We start from the raw sequence: 25,888 nt of genomic DNA, 5'->3' as shown, positions 1-25,888 counted from the left end.
TAATATTTTTTAGGAAGTAACCTTTTTTAGTAAATAAAGAGAGGGCGGCCCAAAGGTCGCCCTCTTTTTGTGATTTAATTAAAGATTGTTGTATGATTATTCGGTCACGCAGATGCTTGCACGGTTATAAGCCGGTTTACCGAATATGCTGCCCACTCCCTTACCTTGGGTTTCGATTCTGTTGGCGCTGATGCCGTATTCTTTCACCAAAATGTTCTTCACGGCTTCCGCACGTTTTTCAGACAGCTTCTGGTTGAACTTGGCGTTGCCTTCCGGTGAAGCGTATCCTGAGATGGTGACTTTGGCGTTGCTGTTCTTCTTCAAATAGCTTGCCAAACGGTCGATATTCGGCATCTGGAGCGCGTCTACTTTGCTGCTGCTCTGACGGAAGATGACTACGTATTCGTTCTTTTCTACAGTCTGCGTAGCCGTGGTTGGCACCTTCTTGTTCTTGCAGTCATTCAAATCCTTCTGTAAGTCGTTGATGGTTTTTTGTGCGTTCTGCAATGCACGGTCCTTGCCTGCAGCTTCAGCTTCCATCGAACTGATGGTGGCGTTCAGGGCTGCAATCTGGTCTGCATGGCTGCAACCATTGGAATAGTAGTGCTTGCCGTTGCTGTTCTTGAAGTGGTACACTACGCCTGCTGTGATTTCCCAAGCAGCTTGGTCGGAATGGAAGTTGATGTTGTCTTTTCCAAACTGGGTTACATTCCACAATATAGCCGGTTTTACTGCTATGGTCCATGCTTTCTTTTCACCTAAATTGAAGTTGAGGTTCAAGCCTACTTTTGAAGAAAGCCAGTTGCCGTCCTTGTCCCCGTCTTCTCCGTAATATGCGTCGTTTACGTGCAACCAACCGAAACCGGCCAATGCTTCAACTTCAAACAGGCTAGGTTTGCCTTTGTAACGGCAGAACACATTATTTAAATTGATGCGGTGCAACAACATCAGATTGCTTGCATCAAAAGCTGCACTGCTCTCGAACGTGTTGATGCTCCACATGTTTTCAAATGTCAAGCCATAAATCGGAGAGAGTTGCTTGTTGAGATCAATACCCACGGTGGCACGGGCATTCTTGAAGAATGCACTATGGCTGAGCGGAGTCACAATACCACCATTCAAACCAATTGACCAATTGTCACGGAACTTTGTAGTTTGTTCCTCAGTCGTTTGGGCGTTCAGGCTACTTATACCTAATACACCCGCTAATAACAGTAGAGACTTTTTCATAATTGTTTAATTGAAAATTAATAAATATGTTATTTATAACCTATCCCAAAGGTACATATAAAAGTGGAAGTTCATTCTGTTTTTATGTTATTAAAAGTAAAAAGAGGCTTTTTCGGCCTCTTTTTACTTTGTTTTAAGTCTTAAACGACCGGATACGCAGGGAGCGGTTAAACCAAATGGGCTATCAAATCTTCACGCTCGCCCGGCAGCAGGTCGATGACGGGTATTTCTATCATCGTGTAGCAGCCAGGTTGTTGTTTCATCGAGGCGCGAGCCACGCAAACCAATACTTGTCCCGTCAGCGCCGGGTTGTTGATATGCATGTTGAATTCGAACAACTGGTTCTGGGTCTTTCCAGATACGCCTTTGCGTGTCAGGTTGACACCGTGTCCCATGTCCAACAACTCGTCTACACAAGGTACTTCTATGACGTGGGTTTCATCGTTGACGAAGTAGGGGTCAGCTTTAATGGCAGCGGCTACTTTCTGGAACTCGTATCCTTCCTTTACCTCTATGTATACCATGCGGCGGTGAATGCCCGTGCCGGTGGGGATGGTCATGGAGAGGGCAGCTTTCACTCCTTCCACGGCTTTCACGGCTACGGTATGTCCCATGCTCATGCCCGGTCCGAAATTCGTGTAGGTGATGCCTTTGGGGGCAATGGCCTGTAACATGGCGCGTACGACGGAGTCGCTACCCGGATCCCACCCTGCGGAGATGACGGATACGGCTTTTCCCGCTTTTGCGCTTTCATCGAGCGAGCGGCGAAGGGAAGTGATTTGGGTGTGGATGTCGAAACTGTCCACTGTGTTGATGCCGAGCGAGAGGATCTCTTTGGCGTATTTCTCCACGCTACGGGTTGGCGTGGCCAGGATGGCTACGTCTACGTCTTGCAATTCGCGGATGTTCTTCACCACGTTATACTTGGCCAGTTCTTCGGGCTTGTTTTCAGCCCCGTTCCGGCGTACGACACCTGCCACTTCGAAGTCGGGCGCGGCTTCGAGTGCCTGCAAGGCATAGTGTCCTATGTTGCCGTAACCTACTACGGCTGCTCTGATTTTTTTCATTTCCGTTGTCTTGTTATTGAGTTCGTGTGTATGTTATTGTTCATTTTGGAACATGGGATCCCATGCCGGCAAACGGACGGGCTTTTGTTTCAGCATGTCCAGAACGTTTTGCGGGCAGTACTTCTTGTTGACGACCACGCGGAACATGTATTCGTCGAACCACTCGTCCGTCATGATGAGATGGCCCTGATAGCCGGCATCTTTGCCCCAACTGTTTTCCACCATCCATTTCTTGGGCTTGCCGCTATCGTCGAGGTCGACGGCCATCAGCGTCATGGCGTGGGTGCTGCCGCTGTCGAAGCTCTGGATGCGTTGTTTCTTGTTCATGCCGAACGTCGTGCCGAAGAGACTGCCGTAGTCGTAGTTGTTCAAGTCGAGCGTACCTTTCTTTGAATCCAGAAACTTGCCCACGTCGCAACTGAAGTACATCATGGTGCTGTCTTTCAGGCTGGCAATAGCCATTTCTTTGATGTCTTCGATAGGCAGGTTGATGTACAGCCAGTTGTGTCCGTCGTAAGTGTGACGGTCATAATCGATTTCATATACTTGGTTGAACGGACGTGAAGGGTCGTTCATCAGCATGACGTAATTGGCGTTCAAGTCTTCTCCGCCGCATACTTCCTTGTAGAAACTTTGGGGCGTGTAAGTCTTGGGCTTTTCTGTATATTTCCCGTCGATTTTCGGTGCCCAAGTAAAAGAAGTTGGAGGCTCTCCGTAGGCATAGACCAACATACGGTAAACCGTTTTCATCATGTCTACCTTCTGTTGTTCCAATTCCTTTTCGGAGGCGCCCTTCTCGGATGCTTCGCGCAGTAACATGCCGTCTTCGCGCAATTTTCTTTTCAAGAGGGCTGAAAATTCATTGGTGTTGTCGCTGCTGTAAGTTTCGGCCATGACCTCTTTGGGTACAAGCCCATATTTCTCAATCAGATCCGAAACCCCTGTGAATTGCCCTCCGTCGCTCAGCGGGTTACGGAACAACCATTCCACCATTTTGTCGTCGATGGGCTTTTTGCGCGTGTCGATAATGCCTTGAAGAAAAAGGTTGCTCTTTTCCAGTTGGTCGTAGAAGAAGTTGTAGGCCTGCGAAAAAAAGAAATTCTTCATACCCGTGCGGGCCATGACTTGTGCACGAATCACGTTGGTACCCGTAAACAGCCAGCAACGTCCGCTGCTTTTCTGGTCGCTGATGCCGGAGCTTTTCACCTTGTGGCTGAACCACGTGTCGGGCGTAGCCGCCTGTTCACTGTTGGCCGTAAGCTTTTTGATGGAGTTGGCATTTACGGCATTCCGGATGGCTTTGTGGGCATCGTCGTGCGAGTAGCTCTCTTTCAAGGTCTGCAGGACTTCGGGGGTGAGTGCCTGTTGGGCGAAAGAAATGCTGCCGCAGAACGGAAAGGCCAGATATAATAATAATGATGTTTTTTTCATAAAGTCCTGGTGTTATTTTACGTATTCGGCCCAGTCGGTCAGTCGCATGTCTCCCTTGCGCAGGTAAGTGTCGTGCATGGCGAATGCTGCCGACAGGCAGTGGTGGGTGTGTCCTCCGTTTTGGGCTGCGTACTTCATGTAGTCGAGCAAAAGCGGACGATAGTCGGGATGGGCTACCTTGACAAGTTCTGCTGCTTTCTCCATGGCGCATTTTCCACGCAGGTCGGCCACGCCGTATTCCGTGATGACGGCATCTACGAAATGGCTCGTATGGTCGATGTGGGAACAGAAAGGCACGATGCTGCTGATGGCTCCGCCTTTGGTGGTGGAACCGCAAGTGAAAATACTCAAATAAGCATTGTTGGTGAAGTCTGCCGAACCGCCGATACCGTTCATCATCTTCGTGCCGCAGATTTTGGTAGAGTTTACATGTCCGTAGATGTCCACCTCGATGGCCGTATTCAGAGAGCATACGCCGATGCGGGCGATGACTTCGGGGCTGTTTGAAATTTCGGAAGGACGGAGCACGAGCTTGTCTTTGAAGAAGTCCATGTCGTTGTAAATGCCTTGCAGGCATTCGTTCGTCACGGTGAGCGAACAGGCTGATGCCGAGAGTACGCGGCCTTCGCGCATCAGTTGTACGGGGGCATCCTGAAGCACTTCGGTGTAAATGCTGAAATTCGGGACGTCCGGGCATTGGCCTAATGCGCCCAAAACGGCGTTGGCCCCGCTGCCTACCCCACTTTGCAAATTAAGGAAAGTAGGTGGTATTTTCCCGCTTTTCAGGTTGGCTAACAGGAAGTCGGCCACATTGTTTCCGATTTGTGTCGTGATGGGGTCGGGGGCCTTGAAAGAGCGAGCTTCGTCGGGGATGTTGCATTCAATGATGCCTTTGATGCGGTCAGCATCCACTTCCACGTAGGGTTTGCCGATGCGGTCGCTCGCCTTCATGATCATGATGGGCGTGCGGTAGGGATGGTCTTCTATCTCGTACACATCGTGGATACCCATGCACTTTTTGCTGTGGAAGGCATTGACTTCGATGATGATGCCTTTGCGTGCCAGACGGCAGACGGTGGGACTGATGCCTCCTGCGGCCGTCAGGTAAATACGAGCCTTACTGCCTGTTTGTTCGATTTCGCAAGCTTCGATGATGGCCCAGTCTACTTGTCCGAGATAACCTTGGCGGATTTGAGTGGCCATGTTGGAAAGGTTGAGGTCGGAATACGAAATCTCATTATTGTTGACATGCGTGCGGAAGTCTTTGTTCGTGGTGTAAGGGGCACGGAATTTGATGGCCTGGGCATTGGCCAACATGCCGTCGCAACTTTGTCCAGTAGATGCTCCGGTAAGGATGTTGATTTTAAACTCTTTGCCTTCAGCATGTTCTTTCTCTGCTTTTCGGGCTATCTCTGCCGGTACGCTTTTAGGCACACCGGCGGGTGTGAAGCCGCTCAGTCCGATGGTATCTCCGTTTTGGATGAGGGCAGCAGCTTCGGCTGCTGTGATTTTGTTGAATCCCATAGAGTTGATTGCTTAATAGTTATACCTTATTTAATATGGCGCAAAGTTAGCTATTTTTTTTGAAAGGTGTTATCGTGTCAGGCTTATTTCCTTTTCTATTTCTTTTGGTAAGTGATGAAGGCGGTACTGGCTCGGGGCGCAACCAAACCTTTTGAGGAAGGCGCGCCGGAAGGTACTCCGTGAATTAAAGCCGGAACGGTCTGCTATTTCTTCGATAGGCATTTTGGTTTGCCGAAGAAGTCGTTCTGCATGGGACAGGCGGTATTGGTTGACATAATCGAAGAATGTTGTGCCCAACACATTGTTCAGGTAATTAGAAATATAGGTGCGGTTTGTGCCGATGGCTTGGGCCAAGTCCATGATAGTCAGCTTGGGGTTGAGGTAGAGATGCTCTTCCTCGAAAATCCGATGCAAGTGGATGGTGAATTGATGTGGCTCCTCTCCGTTTTCTTGGGGCATCTCAACGTCCTGGTGCGAACGGGTCGTCAATGAGCCGAGCACTTGCTCCTGCCGGTTGATGAAGTAGCTGATGAGCGACCAGATGATACATGTGAGCAGGTAGTACAGCGTGTCGTTGAACTCGGAGTAGTAGGTGGAAGTCAGGCTCCATACCGCAAGGAACACCACGAAAGAGAGAAGGATGATGTACAGCCACCGCAGGTCGATGCGTTCGTGGTAAGAATAACTTTGCTTCAGCCGCTTGTGATAAGCCGGTATTTCGAACAAGACATAAAGCATCACGGCCGTACCGTATGCCACGGCGCAAGCGATGGCGCTTTCGTATAGCATCTCCATGGGATGGAACGCGTAGATGAGTATGAAGAGGATGAACGGTATTTCATGCAGTGCAGCCCGCAGGAGTGTCATGGAACCGGGGCGTGTGAGTTCGAACAGCAGGAAGGCGCAGGTGGGGACGGCTGTCATGTCGATGAGTACGAAAACATGGTGAAGGAACTCGAACCGGACGGTAGGATACCATATCAATGCAATATCCTTGACCGACTGTATGACCCATACGAGCAGGACCCAACCTGTGATTTGGCGGAGTCGGTTACCGCTTCCGTTCCGGAAAAAGTATGCACACAGCCATAGCAGGAACATGAAACTTGTCCCCGCCGTGTACTGCATGAGTTGTATGTAAGTGGTATCATCGCTCATTTTATTGCCGTATAGACCAATCTGCATTACTTAAAAAAAATAAGCGGGGTTTTCACAAATCCCGCTTACTCAACTAAACCTTAACTATGAAAAAATCTAATGTTTTCATTCGGGAGCAAATATCGCAATTATCTCTTTGATAATAATAATTTGTACTCTATTTTAACTTCGTTTTTAGTCTTTTTTAAGAAGATGTGTTTCTTCTTCAAATTCTTTGCAGAAGTAAATGGTACTTATATGTATGATTTTGACTGTCTTTGTTTCACGAGGATAAGATGCGGCTCAGCATAGCCAAGCCAGAAAACTACGTTTTCGCTTGTCTCTGCGCTCGCCTTTCACTATCTTTGCAGCCTGAACTTGAAAGAACAGCATGAAAAAGCTTTTTATAGAAACTTATGGTTGCCAGATGAATGTGGCCGACAGTGAAGTGGTGGCTTCGGTGATGCGTATGGCAGGATACGAGACGTGCGAAACCCTGGATGAGGCGGATGCCGTTTTCCTGAATACTTGTTCCGTACGGGATAATGCCGAACAGAAAATCATCAACCGTCTGGAGGCTTTGCATGCTTTGAGACGGAAGGGCCGGCATTTGGTTATCGGCGTGTTGGGCTGTATGGCCGAACGGGTGAAGGAAGAATTGATAGAGAACCACCATGTGGATTTGGTGGCAGGCCCCGACGCTTATTTGTCCCTGCCCGACCTGATAGCCCAAGTGGAGCTGGGGCATAAGGCCATCAACGTGGAACTGTCCGTGACGGAAACTTACAGGGACGTGATTCCGCAACGTGTGTGCGGCTCGCATATTTCCGGTTTTGTCAGTATCATGCGTGGCTGCAACAATTTTTGCCATTACTGCATTGTGCCTTACACGCGTGGACGGGAACGCAGCCGGGATGTGGAAAGCATCCTGAATGAGGTGAGGGATTTGAAAAAGCGCGGGTATAAGGAAGTCACGCTTTTAGGGCAGAATGTGAATTCTTACCTCCATGTGGGGGGCGACGGAAAGACAGTTTCTTTTCCGCAACTTTTGCGGTTGGTGGCACACGAGGCCGACGGGATGCGCGTGCGTTTCACCACTTCCCATCCGAAGGATATGAGCGATGACACGTTGCGTGTCATTGCGGAAGAACCCAATGTGTGCCGGCATATCCATTTGCCGGTGCAGAGCGGGAGCGACCGTATCCTGAAATTGATGAACCGCAAGTACACCCGTGAATGGTACCTTGACCGTGTGGCGGCCATTCGTCGGATTGTGCCGGATTGCGGTTTGTCCACAGATATTTTTTCGGGTTACTGTTCCGAGACCGAAGAAGACCATCAAATGTCTTTGTCGTTGATGCGTGAATGCGCCTACGACAGTGCTTTTATGTTCAAGTATTCGGAGCGGCCGGGGACGTATGCCTCCAAGCATTTGCCCGACGACGTGCCGGAGGACGTGAAGGTGCGGCGTTTGAACGAATTGATCGCTTTGCAGAATGAACTCTCGGCAGAGAGCAACCGCCATTGCGAAGGCCGGGTTTATGAAGTGTTGGTAGAGGGTGTGAGCAAACGTTCCAAAGAGCAGTTGTTCGGACGTACGGAGCAGAATAAGGTGGTCGTGTTCGACAGGGGAAAGCATCATGTCGGTGATTTTGTAAAGGTGAGAATTAGCGGAAGTTCTTCGGCTACGCTGAAAGGAGAGGTGGTAGAAGACTGACAATCAAGTTAAATGCTGTTAAAGAGAGAACCAATCCCCGTGTTTCGTTGTATTTTTGTAAAATACGTAAATACGGCCGGATAGAAGTCATGGGAAAGAAAAAAGCAAAAGGTTCTTTGGGGATGCAGTGGTTCACGACCGGTGTCAGTACCACGTTGGTGTTGATACTGTTGGGAATCGTCTCCTTTTTTATATTGTTTGCCCAACGTTTGTCTGATTCCGTGAAGGAAAACCTGACGGTAACGGTCTTGCTTGACGGTGAAGCAAGCCGTTCGGACATCCATGAATTCCGGAGGGCATTGACGGACGAACGTTATGTGTATGCTTTGGATTACGTGTCCAAAGAGCAGGCGTTGAAAGAGCAAGTCAAGGCCATGGGCAGCGATCCGTCCGAGTTTCTCGGGGCCAATCCCTTCACGGCCTCGTTTGAATTACGTATGAATGCCCTTTATGCCAACTCCGACAGTTTGGCATGGATTACTGCGAAGTTGAAAAAGAACCCTTTGGTGGAGGATGTGATGTACCAAAAAGAGTTGGTCGACACGGTGAATGACAATTTGCGGCGTATAAGTTACGTGCTTTTGGGCTTGGCCGTGCTTTTGGCCTTGGTCTCTTTTGCGCTTATCAACAATACGGTCCGGTTGAGCATTTATTCCGGCCGTTTCGTTATCCGTACGATGAAATTGGTAGGAGCGAGTTGGGGATTTATCCGTCGGCCATTTATGGCACGGAGTTTCAACCTCGGGTTCTTGTCCGGTTTGTTGGCCGATGCTGTGCTGTTGGGAGGCGTACATACCCTTTTGCGATACGACCCTTCGCTTTCCCAATATATCCATGTCGATATGTTGCTCGCCGTAGGGGCGGCGGTGCTGTTGTTCGGCCTTTTGCTTACGTTGGGCTGTACGTACCTCTCCGTCAACAAGTTTCTGCGGATGAAAGCCGGTGATTTGTATTAAATAGGAAACATATAATAAATAGAGGTTTATGGATAAAAGAAATTTTGCTTTCGACAAGGTGAATTTTATGTTGTTGGCCGTCGGGATGGCGATTGTAATCATCGGGTTCATCCTTATGTCCGGTTCCGGGAGTTCGGAGACGGTATTCAATCCGGACATATTCAGTGTGCGCCGCATCAAAGTGGCTCCAATGGTTTGCCTGTTTGGCTTTTTGTTCATCATTTATGCCATTTTGCGGAAGCCTGCATATACGCCGTTGGAAGAAGAGAATGAGGGTGCCGGGGAAAAGAAAGACGAAATGTCCGGTACGGACGCCACAATCAATAAGGATTAAGCATGGATGTAATAGATGCGTTGTTGATGGGCCTTTTGCAGGGCCTGACGGAATATTTGCCGGTGAGCAGTAGCGGGCATCTGGCCATCGCTTCCCATTTCTTCGGGATAGAAGGAGAAGCCAATCTGACATTTACGGTGGCAGTCCATGTGGCTACGGTGTTCAGCACCTTGGTGATTCTTTGGAAAGATATCGTGTGGATATTCAAGGGGTTGTTTGACTTCAAAGGGCCGGGGATGAACGAATCCCAACGTTATGCCCTGAATATTTTGGTTTCCATGATACCTGTGGGCATTGTGGGGGTTTTCTTTAAGGACTATGTGGAGATGATATTCGGCAGCGGCCTGTTGGTTGTGGGCATTTGTCTGTTGCTGACAGCTTTGCTGCTGACGTTTTCATACTATGCCCGCCCCCGCCAGAAAGAGAACATATCCCTTCGTGACGCCTTTGTCATCGGGCTTTCCCAGGCTTGCGCCGTGTTGCCCGGCTTGTCCCGTTCCGGTACGACCATCGCCACGGGCTTGCTGTTGGGTAACAACAAGGCCAAGTTGGCCCAGTTCTCCTTCCTGATGGTGATGCCTCCCATTTTGGGAGAAGCCATACTCGATATTGCAAAGGGAGTGACCCACGGGGTAGAAGCTGCTTCTGCGGGTATCGGGATGTGGCCGCTTGCCGTGGGATTCGTGGCGGCTTTCGTGTCGGGATGCCTGGCTTGCAAGTGGATGATCAATATTGTCAAGAAAGGCAAGTTGGTATATTTTGCCGTTTATTGTGCCGTGGTGGGTGTCGCGCTCATCGTGCATCATTGCCTCTAACCGTTAAAATTCGCTTAAGTGGATTTCAAGAAAGGAGAAATATTGGCTTTTGACAAGCCATACGAGTGGACGTCGTTCGGGTTGGTGGCCAAGGTACGTTACCTGTTGTGCAAGAGATTGGGAGTGAAGAAACTGAAAGTGGGACATGCCGGTACGCTCGATCCTTTGGCCACCGGTGTACTGCTCGTCTGCACCGGTAAGGCGACGAAGCGGATAGAGGAACTTCAGGCCCATACGAAAGAGTATGTGGCCACGCTCCGTCTGGGGGCTACCACGCCTTCGTTCGACCTGGAGAAGCCCGTGGATGCGGAGTATCCCACGGAACATATCACGCGTGAGATGGTGGAGGAAACGCTGGTTCGTTTCGTAGGCACGATAGAACAGGTGCCGCCTGTCTTCTCGGCTTGCAAGGTGAACGGGAGCCGTGCGTACGATTTGGCCCGCAAAGGGGAAGAGGTGGAACTGAAAGCCAAGACCCTGGTCATCGATGAACTGGAACTGTTGCGTTGCGAACTGCCGGAAATCGTCATCCGGGTGGTATGCAGCAAAGGTACTTACATCCGGGCGTTGGCCCGTGACATCGGCGAGGCCCTGCACAGCGGTGCCCACCTGACGGCCTTGCGCCGTACGCGAATCGGGGATGTCAAAGTGGAAGACTGCCTGAAACTGGACGGTTTTGCCGAGTGGTTGGATCGCCAGACGATAGAGATAACAGAAGATAATTAATCAATATAAGAAGAACTATTCTATATGAAGCTGTCACAATTCAAATTCAAATTGCCTGAAGAACAGATTGCCCAATATCCTGCGCGCCATCGTGACGAATCCCGTTTGATGGTGTTGCACAAGAAAAGCGGGGATATCGAGCATCGCGAGTACTTTAAAGACATCCTTGACTATTTCGACGACAAGGATGTGTTTATCTTCAATGATACTAAGGTGTTCCCAGCCCGCCTTTATGGCAACAAGGAAAAGACGGGTGCACGTATCGAAGTGTTCTTGTTGAGGGAGCTGAATGAGGACTTGCGCCTGTGGGATGTGTTGGTCGACCCGGCCCGTAAGATCCGTATAGGTAACAAGTTGTACTTCGGTGAAGATGATTCCATGGTGGCAGAAGTCATCGACAATACGACGTCGCGCGGGCGTACGCTCCGTTTCTTGTACGACGGGCCGCACGACGAGTTCAAGGCCGCCCTGTATGCGCTTGGCGAGGCTCCGCTGCCCAAACATATAGTGAAGCGTCCGGCCGAACCAGAGGACATGGAGCGTTTCCAATGTATCTTTGCCCGTAACGAAGGGGCTGTCACGGCTCCCTCGGCAGGACTCCATTTCTCAAGGGAACTGATGAAACGTCTTGAAATCAAGGGCGTTAATTTCGCCTTTGTTACGATGCACTGCGGCTTGGGCTGTTTTCGTGACATAGACGTGGAGGACTTGACCAAGCATAAGATGGACAGTGAAGAAATGTTCGTAGGCGCGGATGCCTGCCGCATCGTCAACACGGCAAAAGAGGGCGGGCATCGCGTGTGTGCCGTCGGAACTACGGTGCAGCGCGTGTTGGAAACGGCCGTGGGGACGGACTGCAACCTGAAGGAGTTCACCGGATGGACCAACAAGTTCATTTTCCCGCCTTATGAATTCGGCGTAGCCGACTGTATGGTGGCCAATTTCTATATGCCTTATAGCACGATGCTCATGCTCACGGCAGCTTATGGCGGTTACGACTTGGTGATGCAAGGCTACAAGGAAGCCTTGAAGGAAGGTTACCGTTTCGGGACATACGGTGATGCCATGCTTATACTGAACGATTGATGACGGACTTGTATTTGGGCCTGGGCAGCAACTTGGGCGATCGTGAACGGTTGTTGCACCGGGCCGTAGAGATATTGGTGGAGCGGATAGGCGGATTGAAAAGCCTGTCCGCTTTTTATGAAACGGAGCCTTGGGGGTTTTGCTCCGAACATCCTTTCCTGAACGCCGTGGCTGTATTGCGTACGGGGAAAACACCGGAAGAGGTTCTTCATATCACGCAGGCTGTGGAGCGGGAACTGGGGCGATGCAGCAAGAGTACGGGCCGGGTGTATGCCGACCGTCCGATTGACATCGACTTGTTGCTCTATGGCGACGTGGTGATGGAGGCGGATTTCGATGTGCCTGGGGAAGAGGGGAGGAAAGTACACTTGTCCTTGCCCCATCCGTTGATGCACGAACGCAGTTTCGTCATGGAACCTTTGGCCGAGGTGGCACCAAAAGTTGTTCATCCGGTGTTGAAACGGACTTTCCGGGAGCTTCTGGCTGCGTTGGCAGACCGGTGAGGCTTCATTTTCGGGTAAGAAAATATTTGTCAGGGATACTATTTTTCCCGAATGGAATGAGGCTTATTATTTCCTTGTTGTTCAGAAGTTTACGAATCTCCTGAAATTAACATTTTTTTCTCAGCCAAACGATTTTTCAATCTCCTGAGATTGATTTTCCGTTCTGCGGCAAACGAAATACCGTTTGCCGCAAGGTGTTTTTAAGGCTGAATATTCATGACATCCGTTTGCCGGAAGGATGGAAAAAGGGCTGTCCCGTAGCGATGACGGGGCAGCCCTTTGTGGTTTCTGCCAGTTCTTTAAATGGTGGCTTTTATTTCACGAGCACGTTCTTTCCGTTGATGATATAAATGCCTTTCTTCAAGCCTTTCAGATCCTCACGGGTGGCATTTCTCTTTACTAATATGCCACTGATGGTATATACCTCTGCCGTGTTTGCTTCATTCAGGATGCTTTCTATGCTTTGTCCATCCATGACGGTGAAGATGAATTCCAGTTGCGGAGCATAGTCTACAACAGTTGGATTCTCTTCTCCGGCCGATTGCTGGATCATCTTGGCCGGGATAACCAATGTGTAAGTGCCTTTCGTGTTTACTTCATTAGCCAGAGTGACTTTTATTTCGTTGGGATTGTCACCGGAGGCCAACGTGGCTTCCTCTATGCTTTCCCCGCTGTTGTCTGCAAGGTAGGCCTTGTCTTCATTCTCAGTATTGATTGCAGCGTAGGTGGTGTCTGCCACGAATTGGAGGACGAATTCATGCAGGGAATTCACCGTGCCTTCAGCAGGCGTGATGGATACGGGTTCGTAGTCGTGTCCAATCGTGTAGTCGTACTTTAAGTTCGGGGCATACTCTGTTTTTACCGTAGGCTCGGTTGTGCCGTCGCCTTCATCCATGCTCGTCTGCTGTATCATGCGGGCCGGGATGACCAAGGTATAGTTACCTTCTGCGCTGACCTCTTCGGCCAATGTCGCAATGACTTCGGTCGTGTTCGTACCGATGGCCAGCGTGGCGGCTACTTGGCTGCCGTCTTTGCCGTTGAGCAAGTAGGCCTGGCTTGCGGATTCTTCGTTGAGCTGCGGTACTGTCCCCTCGGCAAACTCTATGGTGAAGTCTTTCAGGGAGAATACTTTTCCTGCGGCAGGCGTGATGCCAGTGGGGGCGAAGTCGAGCCCGATGGTATAGTCGTACTTGATTTCGGGCGAACTGAGCAACACTGTGGCGTTTTCTGCGTTTTCTTCTCCCGTTGTTTCCGTGTAGGCAACGCGTTGGATCAGGCCTTCCGGAATGACGAGAGTGTAGGAACCTTCGGTTTTCTGTTCTTCGTCCAACGTGAGTTTGATCTGGTTGGGCCTGTTGCCTTGCGAGAGCGTGGCCGGAACCTGGTAATCGTTATCGTTGTTTACCATGTAAGCCAATGTGGTTGCTTCGGGATTGACTTGCGCGTTTGTCTGTTCCGGGAAAGTAAGGGTAAAGTCTTTCAAAGAGCCATAGTTGCCTTCGTCTCCCTCGATGCCGGTAGGCATGTATGCCGTTATTCCGGTGGTGGTGAACGTCTTTGTAAAGGCCGTGTTCCAATCTCCGTTAGTGCGGCAGACGGCTTTCTCGGGTACGGTGAGCGTGTATGTGCCGGCTTCAATCGTGGGCGGCAGGATGATTTGTATCTGCTTGGCTTGTCCGCTTGCTTTCTTCACGGTGACGTCCAATGTTTCGGATGCGCTGTTGGTCAAGGTGATGGCCGGTGCGCCTTCCATGGCATTGGGATATGCTTCTTCGTTAAAGTTCAACGTAATGTGGGAGAGCGACTCGATTTCTTTCCGCCCAGACGGGTCGGTAGACACTATGGTGAAAGCGGAAGTCGGGTTTTCGTTCAGGTTGACATCTGTGGTGGAGAACTCGGAAGCCTGCCAAGAATAAGTCACGGCCTGTACGCCGACGGTGTAGTTGCCCTCTTCCACTCCCTCGAATGTATAGGTAGTAGGATTCACGTAACCTGAGAATGCGGTGTATGTGAGTTGCTTGCCGTTTTCTGGGTTGGCCGGGGCAATCATGAAGGTCTTACCCGTGGCCTTGTTCTTTAAATACAGGTTGTAGAAAGCTTTGCTCTCCGTGTCGGGAGTGTAGCATTCAGCCCAGGTCACGGTGAGCTGTTTCGTTTCCGCGTTGTATTCGGCTTTCACGTCTTCGGGTGCTCCGGGGACTTGTATGCCGTAATCAGGTTCGGTAGTATTGATTGTCCACGACAAGCGGTCGCAATTGTCTTGTGTAAACAAATCGAGCAGGCCGTCGTTGTTCAGGTCGCCGTGGGCCATGTAGGCTTCTTTAATACGGATAGGATCGGTGTTGTCTTCCGCGTCGGGAACATCTTCCGTGATGTAGTAACCGTCGTATGAGCCGGTACTGCTTGAGATGGCCGTATGCCAATCTCCGTTCCATCCTCTGGCTACGAAATCTATCCAACCGTCTCCGTTGAAATCGGCCAATGAAGCCAGACGGACATTTGCGCCCGACAAAGGATAAAGTTGGGTTTCAACTTCCTCGAAAGCAAACTTTTCATCAGTTGAGACATTACGCAGCATCAAGGCCACTTTGCCGTTTTGAGCGTATATGGCTTCTCCTTGGAAACCTGTCTGTCCGAAAACAAGGATGTCCTGTTTGCCGTCTTGGTCATAGTCTACGACAGTGATGAAATGTTCCTCACCATAAGGGAAGTTTAGTTTCTCGGAAATGGCGTTGATTTCACCGAAATCGGTGTCGGCGAGTTGGAATGTACCATCTTTCATATTACGGTAAAAATGTACTTGTCCTCCCCCATTGATACCTAATTCCTCATTACCGTCTCCCCATCCGGTGGATACAATGTCCGGCCATCCATCGTTGTTGAAATCGCCGAAGGATATGCTTCCGGCGCATTGCGGGATAAACGGTTTGCCCGCTTCGGGGATGAATGGGTCGGTAACTCTTTCAAAGTGGTCACCTTCCACATTCTTGAACAGCCATACGGCGCGTTCCCACGGGTTTTCGTTTTCAAACTGTATCAACAGGTCAGGGTAACCGTCTTTGTTGTAGTCGGCAATGGAGATGCAGCTGTTCTGTATCTGCTGGTTCCATTTGTTGTTCTGGAGTGCCGGGACAATTTCTGCCAGTGCGGCATCTTCTTTCATGGTGAAAGTGCCGTCACCGTTGTTGATGGCCAAAAGCAAAGCTCTTTTGGCTTCGAATGTCCAACCCACGTTGACGCTCGGATAGATGAAATCCACCAAGCCGTCCTGGTTGAAGTCGAAAGCCTTGTTGCTAATGCCACCGTAGGCGAATGGAAGACCTGTGCCGCTGTCACGGTTTCTGACGTTCCATGTGCCGTCACCGTTGTTGAACGAAAGGGGGAGGTCATCGTACCATTGCCATGTCCAAATCACTTCTCCTTTCTCGTCCACTTCCGAAGTGGGGCGCCATTCATAGGTTTGTCCCGGTGCCCATAGGTCCATGAACCCGTTGTTGTCGAAGTCTGCCACGACGGGCACCCCGTCGCTCGTCTTTACCCCGATGGCATCTGCTTCTTCGTTTTCTGCCGCACGGAACGTGATCTCTTGCGCTTTAATCGTGCCTTGAAATGCCATTCCTGCCAGCGCGGTGCAGAATAGCAAAGGCTTCAATGTAAAGTTTCTCATGATAACATTTTGTATATAACATTAGAATTAGTCGGGATAAAGATAGTTTGTTACAGGCAATCAAGATGGGCTTTTTGATTCAATAATTATCATTTTGGCATAAAAATAGGATTTCTTATAGGTTTTGCAGCAAATGAGATAGAAAAAAGGGAAGGTCATAATAAAAAATCCGGTGTCGTGGATGCAAGACACCGGATTTTAATAGAGTTGGAAATGTTTTTTTTATTTCGGTTGTTTGCCGATATAGGCCAAGATGCCTCCGTCCACATACAGTACCAGGCCGTTGACGAAGTTGGAAGCATCAGAAGCCAAAAATACGGCCGGACCTTGCAAGTCTTCAGGAGTACCCCAACGGGCTGCGGGGGTCTTGGCCACGATGAAACTGTCAAAAGGATGACGGCTGCCGTCCGGCTGACGTTCACGTAACGGAGCGGTTTGAGGAGTAGCGATGTAGCCCGGACCGATACCGTTGCATTGGATGTTGTATTCTCCGTATTCCGAGCAAATGTTGCGCGTCAGCATCTTCAAGCCGCCTTTGGCTGCTGCGTAGGCTGATACGGTTTCACGGCCTAGTTCGGACATCATGGAACAGATGTTGATGATTTTGCCGTGCCCTTTCTTGATCATGCCGGGAATAACGGCTTTCGATACGATGAACGGGGCGTTCAAATCCACATCGATGACTTGGCGGAACTCTGCGGCCGACATTTCCGTCATCGGGATGCGCTTGATGATGCCTGCATTGTTGACGAGGATGTCTATCACGCCGACTTCCTTTTCGATACGGGCAACCAAGGCATTGACGGCTGCTTCATCTGTCACGTCGCACACGTAGCCGTGGGCTTCGATACCTTTTTCCTTATATGCGGCCAGTCCTTTGTCCACCAATTCCTGCTTGATGTCGTTGAAAACGATGGTGGCACCGCACTGTGCGAAAGCCGTCGCAATGCCGAACCCGATTCCGTAAGATGCTCCGGTAACCAAAGCAACCTTGCCTTCCAAAGAGAAATTCTGCAAAAAATTCTTTTCCATGTTCTTGTTGATTTAATAATGCGTTTTCCTTTCCGGCAAAGTTAGAAAAAGTAACTGACATACGCACACAATTTGACGAGAATCTTTTTCCTTTTTCTTTTTCCGGTAGGATGTTGGTTTCTATAACCTGTTCTTAAACAGCGTGGCAGCCACTTTCTGATATTGGCACTCCAGTTCCATGAAAGCTTGCAGGTTGCGATAAATCTGGTCGGCTTCCACAAAGTAGTCCGTCACGGACAGTTCGCCGCCTTTTACGCTTTCTTTCAGCAGTTCGAGAGTCTGCGTCATCAGGGGTTGGTCGTATACCGACATGGCTCGTCCCAGTTGCTGAAGTTCGTTGAAGCCGGAATGCAAGGCAGCTTCCGCTTTCAGGCGCGTTTCGTCCGCTTGTAAGCGTGCACCGATGGATTGTGCCTGCGCCATTTTTACTTGTCTGCGGTTGGAGAACAACGGGATGGAGCCTCCTACAAGGAAACCGTGCTCTTTGCTGCCTTCGCCCGTGTTCCGGCGGTACCCGATTTCCAGTTTGGGCAGCCATTTTTGACGGCTGACCGTGAGGGTGCGTTCGGCAGCCCGTGTATCGGCTTCGGCGGCTTTGAGTTCTGCATCGTTGCCGAGTGCTTCATCGCACAAAGCGTCGAAGTCGAGGGGAGACGGGACGATGGGATATTCCCGTCCTTCAAACGTGAGCGGCATGTTGCCGTTCAGAGCCAGCAACGACTGCAAGGCCGTGCGGTGGTCGGTATGGTTTTGCAGGACTTCTGTCTGTATGCTCATGCGCTCCATCTTGATTTTGTTCACCTCGATGACTGTGGCATCACCGGCTCTCAACCGCTCTTCGTACAGGGCCAACAACTCGTCGGCATTTTGCATGCGTTTGTTTAGCAAGTCTCTTTGCCGGTTCAGCCGTATCATGTCCAGGCAAAGGGTCTTGGCTTCGAGCAGCACGTTGCGGCGCAAGGCTTCGGCACGGTAGTCCACGGCTTCTTTCTTGTCGTGTCCGGCACGGTTACGGCTGTTATATACCGTGGGAAAGTCGAATCCTTGTGATACGACCAGTTCGGAACCTGACTGCCCGTTGACTCCTTTGCTAAAGAAAGAGCTGTATTCCACCGTAGGGTCTTCCAGGCCGTTTTCAGCTTCGATGCCTATCTTCTCGGCTTCTCCGTTTTTTTGTTGTGCCTGGATGGATTTGTTATGTTGTGCCACGCTCTGCAGCACTTCGTCCACGCTCTGGGCCTGCAAAGGGAGCAAGCCACAGGCGCAAACGGTTGTGATAAGAATGATTCTTTTCATGACTGTCGTTTTTGTTCAGGAACGGACACTTTTGCGGTTCATCCATTCATATATAATAGGAATAATAAAGGCATTCAGGAAAGTGGAGGTCAGCAGGCCGCCCAATATCACCTTGGCCATCGGACTCTGGATTTCGTTGCCCGGAAGGTCCCCCCGAAGGGCTAGCGGAATAAGGGCAAGAGCCGACGAAAGTGCGGTCATCAGGATGGGGTTCAACCGGTCTAGCGACCCGTGCAGGATGCTTTCCCGCAACGACAATCCTTCTTCGCGCAACGTGTTGTAGTGGCTGATAAGCAACATGCCGTTGCGGGTCGCAATGCCGAAAAGGGAAATGAATCCGATGATGGCCGGAATGCTGATTTCCCCGGTGGTCAGCAACAGGGCGAACACACCGCCAATCAGGGCCAGGGGCAGATTGAGCAGGATGACCCCGCTCTGCGCTGCATTACGGAATTGGAAGTAAAGCAACAGGAAGATGACCACGATGCTGATGAACGATGTGAGCAACAACACCCGGCTAGCCGACTCTTCGCTTTCGAACTGGCCGCCGTATTCGATATGGTAACCTTCGGGCAGTTTCACTTTTTCGTCTATCCGGCTGCGGATGTCGTTCACCACGCTGCGCATGTCTCGCCCGCTGGCATTGGCCGAGATGACGATTTTGCGTTTCACGTTTTCGCGGTTGATGGTGTTCGGCCCCATGGACGACCGGATGTCGGCCACATACGACAAGGGGACTTTGTTGCCTTGCGCATCGTCGATCATCAGGTTACGGATATGCTCCATCGTGCTGCGGTTTTCTTCTGCCGAACGGACGATGAGGTTGAACGAACGCCCTTTCTCGTACACTTGCGATACGACTTCTCCTCCCATGTTCACCGTGACAAACTCATTGAATTGCGGTAATGAGATGCCGTATCGGGTCAGCATTTCCCGTTTCGGTTCGATTTTCAGTTCCGGACGTTCGATCTGCTGTTCCACATTCAGGTCGGCCACACCCTCCACGTCGCTGACAGCCGATTTGATTTGGTTGCCGATTTGGTACATTTTGTTCAGGTCGTCACCGAACAGTTTGATGGCGATGCCGGCCTGCGTGCCGCTCAACATGGCATCTATACGATGGCTGATGGGTTGTCCTATCTCGATGTTCGCTCCCGATATGACGGACAGTTTATGTCGCACGTCCTCTAAAACCTCGGTGTGGCTGCGGTCTTCCAATTCAAACGGAGCCTCTATTTCCGATACGTTCACGCCGAGGGCATGCTCGTCCAGTTCCGCCCGTCCCGTCTTGCGTGCCACGGTCTTGATTTCGGGGATGGAGAGCAACAGTTCTTCGGCTTGCCGTCCGATTTTATCCGATTCCTCCAAGGAGATACCCGGAAGGGAACTGATATTTATGGTAAACGAACCTTCGTTGAACGGCGGCAAGAAGCTGCGCCCCAACGTGAGGAAGCTTCCCAAGGCTGCGACGAAAAGCGTAAGCGTGGTGCCCAGTACGATTTTCTTGTGCGACAAAGCCCAAGACAGTCCGTTCTGGTAATGCTTCTTTAGATATACGGCCAGGAATGCTTCTTTAGGCAGTCCGCCCGTCTTGGCTTTGTGCCCCAACAGGTAGCTGCAAAGTACGGGCGTCAGCGTCAGGGCTACGATGGTGGAGGCGAACAGCGATACGATGAAAGCCACGCCCAACGGCACGAGCATGCGTCCTTCCATACCGCTCAGGAAAAACAGCGGGACGAAGCTGACGATGATGATGAGTGTGGAGTTCAGGATGGGCATACGCACCTCCCGGGAGGCGTTGAATACGACATCGCGTACACGTAACCGTTCGCTTTCCGGCAACATGCGGTTTTCGCGCAGATGTTTCCATACGTTTTCCACGTCCACGATGGCATCGTCCACCAACGAACCGATGGCGATGGCCATACCGCCCAAGCTCATCGTGTTGATGGTCAGCCCCATGTAGTGAAGCACCAAAATGGTGACCAACAGCGAAAGAGGGAGGGTGACCAAAGAGATGACCGTTGTGCGCACGTTGCCCAAGAAGAGGAACAAGACGATGACCACGAAGATGGCGCCTTCGAGCAGCGAATCCTGGACGTTACCGATGGAGCTTTCGATGAAGCGGGATTGGCGGAACACGTCGGTGGACACATGCACGTCGGCCGGAAGGCTCTTTTGCAGGTCTTGCAAGGCTTCTTCCAACTTTCCGGTCAGTTCTATCGTACCCGTGTTCGGTTGCTTGGTCACGGTAAGCAATACGGCGGGCTTGCCTTTCTCGGAGGCCAAACCCAGCTTGGGCTGTTGGCTGCCGGTTCTTACGTCGGCAATGTCTTCCAGCGTGACAGGCGAGCCTCCTACGGTCTTGATGGCCGCCCGGCCCATTTTCCGCACGTCGTCGGTCGAGACGACTCCGCGTACGATGTATTCGTTGCCGTATTGGTAAATCACTCCGCCGTTGGTGTTGGTATTCATGTTCCGCGTGACTTCCATCACCTCGCCCAGCGTCACTCCGTAGTGTTTCATCCGTTCGGGGTGCAGCAGGATTTGGTATTCCTTGATGTCACCGCCCAATACGGCCACTTGGGCTACGCCTCCGGTGGACATCAGGCGTGGGCGGATGACCCAGTCGGCCAATGTACGTAAGTCGAGCATGGAGGTGCTGTCGGCAGTCAAGCCTACGATAAGCAATTCTCCCAAGATGGAAGACTGTGGTCCTAACGTCGGGTTACCCACGTTGTCGGGCAGGCTTTCTGCCACTGTGGCCAGTTTTTCTGATACGATTTGCCGGGCCAGATAGATATCCGTATCCCAGTCGAATTCCACCCATACGACAGAGAAGCCTGTGGTAGATGAGGAACGTACACGACGTACACTGGTGGCACCGTTGACGGCGGTCTCTATCGGGAAAGTGACCAACTGTTCCACCTCTTCGGCTGCCATGCCTCCGGCTTCTGTCATGACCACAACGGTGGGGGCGTTCAGGTCGGGGAAAACATCCACTTCCGTATGGTAAGCCTGATAGAGGCCTCCTATCATCAACAGGATGGAGGCCATCAATATGAATAAGCGGTTCTGCAGGGAGAACCGTATGATTTTGTTCAGCATAATATATCCTCCAAGACAAGTTTAGTGGGAATGGTTGTGGGCCGGGATGGCATTCGAGGCCGAAGCCAGTTTCACGTGGTAAGCACCTTGTGTGACCACGCGGTCGCCGGGTTTCAGGCCCGAGAGGATTTCTACGCGCAGCCCGTCTTCGGCTCCTGTTTTTACTTCCTGTTTACGGTACACTTCCTTGCCTTCCTGCAAGTAAACGAAGTACAACCCTTGTTCTTCAGTCAGTGCTGAGACGGGCAGGGAAATTACTCCGGTGCGTTCTGCCCCACGGAGGTAGGTTTCCACATAACTTCCTGGCACGATATCGCCCGTGTTGTCGAATTCAAACAGGACAGGGATGTAGAAAGCATTCTCGTCCGAAGCCTTTCCGTAGGACAGGATCCGTCCGTGCAGGTTTTCCAAAGCATAAACCTTGTCATCATACGGGGTCTTGAAGTGGGCCGAAGTGATTTGCTTCAGTGCGCCGTAATAACGTTCCGATACATCGGCACGCAGTTGCAGGCGTCGGTTTTGGGTCAGGGTCATCAATGCTTGTCCGGTGGTCACATAGTCACCTTCTTTCACCGCCACGTTCTTCACATATCCGCCCGTCGGAGCCGTGACGGCTATGCCTTTCCGTGTATGTTGGGGATCCAGGGCCTCGTAACTGATACGTGCGTCTTCGTAGGCCGCTTTCAGGTTTTCAAGGTCTTTGCGCGTCACAATCTGTTTCTCAGCCAGCGGTTTGGCGCGTTCGTATTCTGCCTTGGCGTTTTGGTAAGCGACGTATGCACGTTCCAAAGGATCTCCGCCTTGTATCTTTTCCGAGGACAAATGAAACAATACAGTGCCGCTTCCGATCTGGGCACCGGCGGTCAGCGTCCGTGCGAACCGCACCACGCCGGACGTTCCGGCCACTACCGTGGTTTCTTCTCCTTGGGCAGCGAGTATCTGGCCGCCGGTCGGGATGACTTGCCGGAACGTGTCCCGTTTCACGGTTTCGGTGGCGATGCCTGCCGCTTTGGCTTTCTCGGCTGTCAGGATGATTTCATCCGCATGTTCGTTATGGTTCTCTTTTTCAGCGGTCTTCTCGCTGTCGTGTACATGCTCGTTCTCGTGGTCATGGTTGTGGCAGGCGCTCAGCATGCTTATAGCCAAAGCGCCCATCAAGAAATATATTTTCTTCATAGGAATATTAAAATTTGGGATGAATAAGATGAAAAATGTCTTTGTCTCTGGCTAAGCCAAGGGAGGTGCCCTTAATCCTTTCCCCCCGACGGGCAGGGAAAGGTATAAGTCGGTCCGGTCTGTCTGGTAAGTTCCTTTTGATGTTTGTGGGCCATGAATGACCGGAAAGTCGTATGACGTCCGCAGCAGACATGAAGGACGGGATACGTTTTTCTTATAAGAGACGTGGGAGCCGGACGATGGCATCGTCAGGTGGAAATGCGTGATGCACTCCGAACCGCACGCATGTGTTCCTTTTGCCGGACGGGCGGTTTCCATGTCGTGCCCCAGACAGAGGGCTTCGGCATGATGGTGGTGGGGAAAGACCGAAACGGCCTGCACCAACATGCAGAGCCATAACAAGATGATGGCATGGAGTTGTTTTTTCATCGTTTCGGTGATTCTTGTTTTCGTGGGAGCAAAGATAGGGGAAAAATGCCAAGCACACAACAGTTTGGCATGCAACTTGGTTGCAATTAATATTTCTCTACGGCGAAGAGGTAATGGGGCATGTCGGTACCACGATAGTGTTTCACCATGATTCCCGGTCGGCGGGTCATACCGATACGTTGTGCCACGCGTTGGGAGGCGGTATTGGTGTCGCGTATGATGGCGCACAGCCGGTTGGCCTCCAACTGCCCGAAAGCATACGTTTTGCAAGCCTTGGCGGCTTCCGTGGCGTAGCCCTTGTGCCAATGGTCGCGGCGGAACAGGTATCCCACCTCTATCACTTGTCGTTCCAACCAATATTGCCGTGTCAGTCCGCATTGCCCTATCAGTTCGCCCGAATCTTTCCGGATGGCGGCCCACAATCCGTATCCGTAGGTGTCGTACCGTTGGAGTTGCCTTTCAATCCACGTGCGGATGTCGCAGTCTGCGAACGCTCCGTTATAGGCTTGCATCGTCTGCTCGTCTTGCATGATGAGGCAAATGGCTTTGAAATCTTCGGGCGACATTTCGCGAAGGTACATCCGTTCTGTTTCCAAAATGATTTTGTCCATGGCTTTTTTCGTGTTGGAGTGGTTTTGTCGGGGGCAAAATTATAAGAAAACTGTTGTTCGTGCAAATTTGTTTCTCAGTCGGGGGACGTATGGCGGTTCTGGTGGTGCGTCGCCTTGCGTTGCACATCCATGATGCCGTAGGCGCGGCATATGGTACGCCTTCCACGACCTTGTTTTGTCATTCCTTTTCATTTCACGAAATGTTCTGCGCCAAACCGTAAATCGTTTGGCGCAGAACGGAAAATCAATCTCAGGAGATTGAAAAATCATTTGGCGCAGAATGAAAAGTTAAACAGAGGAGCTTTCTAATCGTTTGGCTATCAGATGATGATGAAGGAACGTGAAAATGGCGTGCCTGTTTCATCTGTAAAAGAATAGGTTTGTACTGCGTGGTAGGCTGTTTGTGAGGGGATGTCGGAAGAGGGGACGTGGATGGAAATAGCCATTCTACTATATTGTATTACATGAGATATGGAAGATACAAAAGGAAGACCTCCGGAATTTTAAAATTCCGGAGGTCTTCCTTTTGGTTGGGATACCTGGGTTCGAACCAAGACTAAGACGACCAAAATGTCTTGTGCTACCATTACACCATATCCCAATCCTTATGTCTTTCTCTCGAAAGCGGTGCAAAGATAGCGAGATTTTCGCTATCCTACAAATTTTTCTCTGTTTTTTTATTTTGCGATGAGCAGGAAATAGTTTTTCTTGCCACGTTGCACGAGCAGGTATTTGCCGTTGAGCAGGTCGTCGGTTGTTACCATGCGGTCGAAAGCTGTCAGTTTTTCCTTGTTCAGCGAAACGCCGCCGCCTTGTACCATCTTGCGCATCTCGCCCTTGCTGGGGAAGCATTGCGTCATCTCGGCTGTCAGGTCTACGGCTTTGACTCCGGCCGACAGGGCTTCGCGGCTGACTTCGAATTGCGGCACGCCCGCGAACACGTCGAGCAGCGTTTGTTCGTCCAACTTCGTCAGGCTTTCCTTGGTCGCCTTTCCGAACAGGATGTTGCTAGCCTCCACAGCCATGTTGTAGTCTTCTTCGCTGTGTACCATGATGGTGATTTCCTTGGCCAGGCGTTTTTGCAGGATGCGCTGTCCCGGGTCTTCATCGTGTTGGGCGATGAGGCCGTCTATTTCTTCCTTGTCCAGTGTGGTGAAGATGCGGATGTAACGTTTGGCATCGTCGTCGGCCACGTTGAGCCAGAACTGATAGAAGGCATACGGGCTAGTGTAGTCGCGGTTAAGCCAGATGTTGCCTTTTTCGGTCTTGCCGAACTTGGTTCCGTCGGCTTTCGTCACTAACGGGCATACCAAAGCGAACACTTCACCACCGTTGGTGCGGCGTATCAGTTCGGCACCGGTCGTGATGTTGCCCCATTGGTCGCTTCCGCCCAACTGGAGGCGGCAGCCTTTATGTTCGTACAAATATAAGAAGTCGTAACCTTGAAGAAGTTGGTAAGTGAACTCGGTGAACGACAGTCCGTCGCGTGCCTCGCCGTTCAGACGCTTTTGCACGCTGTCTTTGGCCATCATGTAGTTCACGGTGATGTGCTTGCCGACTTCGCGGGCGAAGTCGAGGAACTTGAAGTCCTTCATCCAGTCGTAATTGTTCACTAACTCGGCGTGGTTGGGAGCGTCGCTGTCGAAATCCAGGAACCGGGCTAGTTGCTGTTTGATGCAGGCCACGTTGTGGCGCAACGTTTCTTCGTCGAGCAAGTTGCGTTCCTGGCTTTTACCCGAAGGGTCGCCTATCATTCCGGTGGCACCTCCGATAAGGGCCAACGGTTTGTGCCCGCAACGTTGGAAATGCTTGAGCATCATCACACCACAAAGATGGCCTATGTGCAGGGAGTCCGCCGTGGGGTCGATGCCCAGATAGGCGGTGACCTGTTCTTTTTCAAGTAAATCCTCGGTGCCCGGCATCATGGTGTGGATCATGCCTCTCCATTTCAGTTCTTCTACAAAGTTCATCGTATGAATGTATTTTGTTTAATAAAAATTGAGTCGTACAAAAGTACGACCTTTCAATGAGACTTGCAACTAT

General features: G+C 51.0%; 21 protein-coding genes and 1 tRNA gene. 7 read left to right on the top strand and 15 right to left on the bottom strand.

Translation table 11 applies throughout. The features are described 5' to 3' along the window. Positions 1-96 precede the first annotated feature (96 nt). The 5 genes from HMPREF9442_RS09415 to HMPREF9442_RS09395 all read right to left on the bottom strand — a co-directional run bounded on the left by HMPREF9442_RS09415 (position 97) and on the right by HMPREF9442_RS09395 (position 6,437). Positions 97-1,230, bottom strand: a complete 1,134-nt coding sequence (locus HMPREF9442_RS09415) for an OmpA family protein (RefSeq protein ID WP_008627944.1) — start codon at positions 1,228-1,230, stop codon at positions 97-99. 167 nt (positions 1,231-1,397) lie between these two features. After that, positions 1,398-2,297, bottom strand: a complete 900-nt coding sequence (locus tag HMPREF9442_RS09410) for a diaminopimelate dehydrogenase (RefSeq protein WP_008627942.1) — start codon at positions 2,295-2,297, stop codon at positions 1,398-1,400. Between the two features lie 33 nt (positions 2,298-2,330). After that, positions 2,331-3,728, bottom strand: a complete 1,398-nt coding sequence (locus HMPREF9442_RS09405) for a C1 family peptidase (RefSeq protein ID WP_008627933.1) — start codon at positions 3,726-3,728, stop codon at positions 2,331-2,333. 12 nt (positions 3,729-3,740) lie between these two features. Beyond that, positions 3,741-5,252, bottom strand: a complete 1,512-nt coding sequence (locus HMPREF9442_RS09400; protein WP_008627922.1) for a butyryl-CoA:acetate CoA transferase — start codon at positions 5,250-5,252, stop codon at positions 3,741-3,743. Positions 5,253-5,321: 69 nt separating this feature from the next. Beyond that, complete coding sequence (locus HMPREF9442_RS09395) at positions 5,322-6,437, bottom strand: helix-turn-helix domain-containing protein (RefSeq protein ID WP_008627921.1); 1,116 nt, start codon at positions 6,435-6,437, stop codon at positions 5,322-5,324. A 343-nt stretch (positions 6,438-6,780) separates the two neighbouring features. Between HMPREF9442_RS09395 and miaB the strand changes: the two genes are divergently transcribed. From miaB to folK, 7 genes are all read left to right on the top strand, one after another. Beyond that, the gene (miaB, locus tag HMPREF9442_RS09385; RefSeq protein ID WP_008627918.1) at positions 6,781-8,106 is read left to right on the top strand and encodes a tRNA (N6-isopentenyl adenosine(37)-C2)-methylthiotransferase MiaB; all 1,326 of its coding nucleotides are present in this window, start codon (positions 6,781-6,783) and stop codon (positions 8,104-8,106) included. 89 nt (positions 8,107-8,195) lie between these two features. Beyond that, the gene (locus tag HMPREF9442_RS09380) at positions 8,196-9,062 is read left to right on the top strand and encodes a cell division protein FtsX (protein WP_008627916.1); all 867 of its coding nucleotides are present in this window, start codon (positions 8,196-8,198) and stop codon (positions 9,060-9,062) included. A 28-nt stretch (positions 9,063-9,090) separates the two neighbouring features. Next, on the top strand, positions 9,091-9,396 hold the full coding sequence (locus HMPREF9442_RS09375; RefSeq protein WP_008627914.1) for a DUF3098 domain-containing protein: 306 nt from the start codon (positions 9,091-9,093) through the stop codon (positions 9,394-9,396). Between the two features lie 2 nt (positions 9,397-9,398). Further along, entirely contained in the window at positions 9,399-10,211 is an 813-nt protein-coding gene (locus tag HMPREF9442_RS09370; protein ID WP_008627913.1) for an undecaprenyl-diphosphate phosphatase, read from the top strand. An 18-nt stretch (positions 10,212-10,229) separates the two neighbouring features. Beyond that, on the top strand, positions 10,230-10,937 hold the full coding sequence (gene truB / locus HMPREF9442_RS09365) for a tRNA pseudouridine(55) synthase TruB (RefSeq protein ID WP_008627911.1): 708 nt from the start codon (positions 10,230-10,232) through the stop codon (positions 10,935-10,937). A gap of 24 nt (positions 10,938-10,961) precedes the next feature. Further along, positions 10,962-12,023 carry a tRNA preQ1(34) S-adenosylmethionine ribosyltransferase-isomerase QueA gene (gene queA, locus HMPREF9442_RS09360; protein ID WP_008627910.1) on the top strand — a complete coding sequence of 354 codons (1,062 nt, stop codon included), beginning with the start codon at positions 10,962-10,964 and terminating at the stop codon, positions 12,021-12,023. Beyond that, positions 12,023-12,526, top strand: coding sequence for a 2-amino-4-hydroxy-6-hydroxymethyldihydropteridine diphosphokinase (folK, locus tag HMPREF9442_RS09355; protein WP_008627908.1), 504 nt, complete (start codon positions 12,023-12,025; stop codon positions 12,524-12,526). The genes queA and folK overlap by 1 nt, the downstream gene beginning before the upstream one ends. 313 nt (positions 12,527-12,839) lie before the next feature. Here folK and HMPREF9442_RS09350 read toward each other — a convergent pair whose 3' ends face one another. From HMPREF9442_RS09350 to tyrS, 10 genes are all read right to left on the bottom strand, one after another. After that, positions 12,840-16,193, bottom strand: coding sequence for an FG-GAP-like repeat-containing protein (locus HMPREF9442_RS09350; RefSeq protein ID WP_008627907.1), 3,354 nt, complete (start codon positions 16,191-16,193; stop codon positions 12,840-12,842). A 222-nt stretch (positions 16,194-16,415) separates the two neighbouring features. After that, a complete protein-coding gene (locus HMPREF9442_RS09345; protein WP_039864973.1) occupies positions 16,416-17,210 on the bottom strand; it encodes a gluconate 5-dehydrogenase in 795 nt (264 codons plus the stop codon). 135 nt (positions 17,211-17,345) lie between these two features. Further along, positions 17,346-18,521, bottom strand: coding sequence for a TolC family protein (locus tag HMPREF9442_RS09340; RefSeq protein WP_008627903.1), 1,176 nt, complete (start codon positions 18,519-18,521; stop codon positions 17,346-17,348). A 15-nt stretch (positions 18,522-18,536) separates the two neighbouring features. Beyond that, positions 18,537-21,629, bottom strand: a complete 3,093-nt coding sequence (locus HMPREF9442_RS09335) for an efflux RND transporter permease subunit (protein ID WP_008627901.1) — start codon at positions 21,627-21,629, stop codon at positions 18,537-18,539. A gap of 21 nt (positions 21,630-21,650) precedes the next feature. Then, positions 21,651-22,805, bottom strand: coding sequence for an efflux RND transporter periplasmic adaptor subunit (locus HMPREF9442_RS09330; protein WP_008627899.1), 1,155 nt, complete (start codon positions 22,803-22,805; stop codon positions 21,651-21,653). 51 nt (positions 22,806-22,856) lie between these two features. Continuing rightward, positions 22,857-23,234 (bottom strand): DUF6769 family protein, encoded by a 378-nt coding sequence (locus tag HMPREF9442_RS09325; RefSeq protein WP_253271078.1) that lies wholly within the window; start codon positions 23,232-23,234, stop codon positions 22,857-22,859. Between the two features lie 86 nt (positions 23,235-23,320). After that, positions 23,321-23,845 (bottom strand): GNAT family N-acetyltransferase, encoded by a 525-nt coding sequence (locus HMPREF9442_RS09320; RefSeq protein WP_008627896.1) that lies wholly within the window; start codon positions 23,843-23,845, stop codon positions 23,321-23,323. A 320-nt stretch (positions 23,846-24,165) separates the two neighbouring features. Beyond that, positions 24,166-24,291 (bottom strand): hypothetical protein, encoded by a 126-nt coding sequence (locus tag HMPREF9442_RS16865; protein ID WP_008627893.1) that lies wholly within the window; start codon positions 24,289-24,291, stop codon positions 24,166-24,168. Positions 24,292-24,372: 81 nt separating this feature from the next. Continuing rightward, positions 24,373-24,446: transfer RNA gene (locus HMPREF9442_RS09315), tRNA-Gln, on the bottom strand. A gap of 76 nt (positions 24,447-24,522) precedes the next feature. Beyond that, a complete protein-coding gene (gene tyrS, locus HMPREF9442_RS09310) occupies positions 24,523-25,815 on the bottom strand; it encodes a tyrosine--tRNA ligase (RefSeq protein WP_008627891.1) in 1,293 nt (430 codons plus the stop codon). Positions 25,816-25,888 lie beyond the last annotated feature (73 nt).

Origin of the sequence: Paraprevotella xylaniphila YIT 11841, from assembly GCF_000205165.1 — a bacterium.
In the GTDB taxonomy this organism is placed as follows: domain Bacteria; phylum Bacteroidota; class Bacteroidia; order Bacteroidales; family Bacteroidaceae; genus Paraprevotella; species Paraprevotella xylaniphila.
Note: the sequence above shows the minus strand (reverse complement) of the source record. Positions and strands in the feature narration are given on the sequence as shown.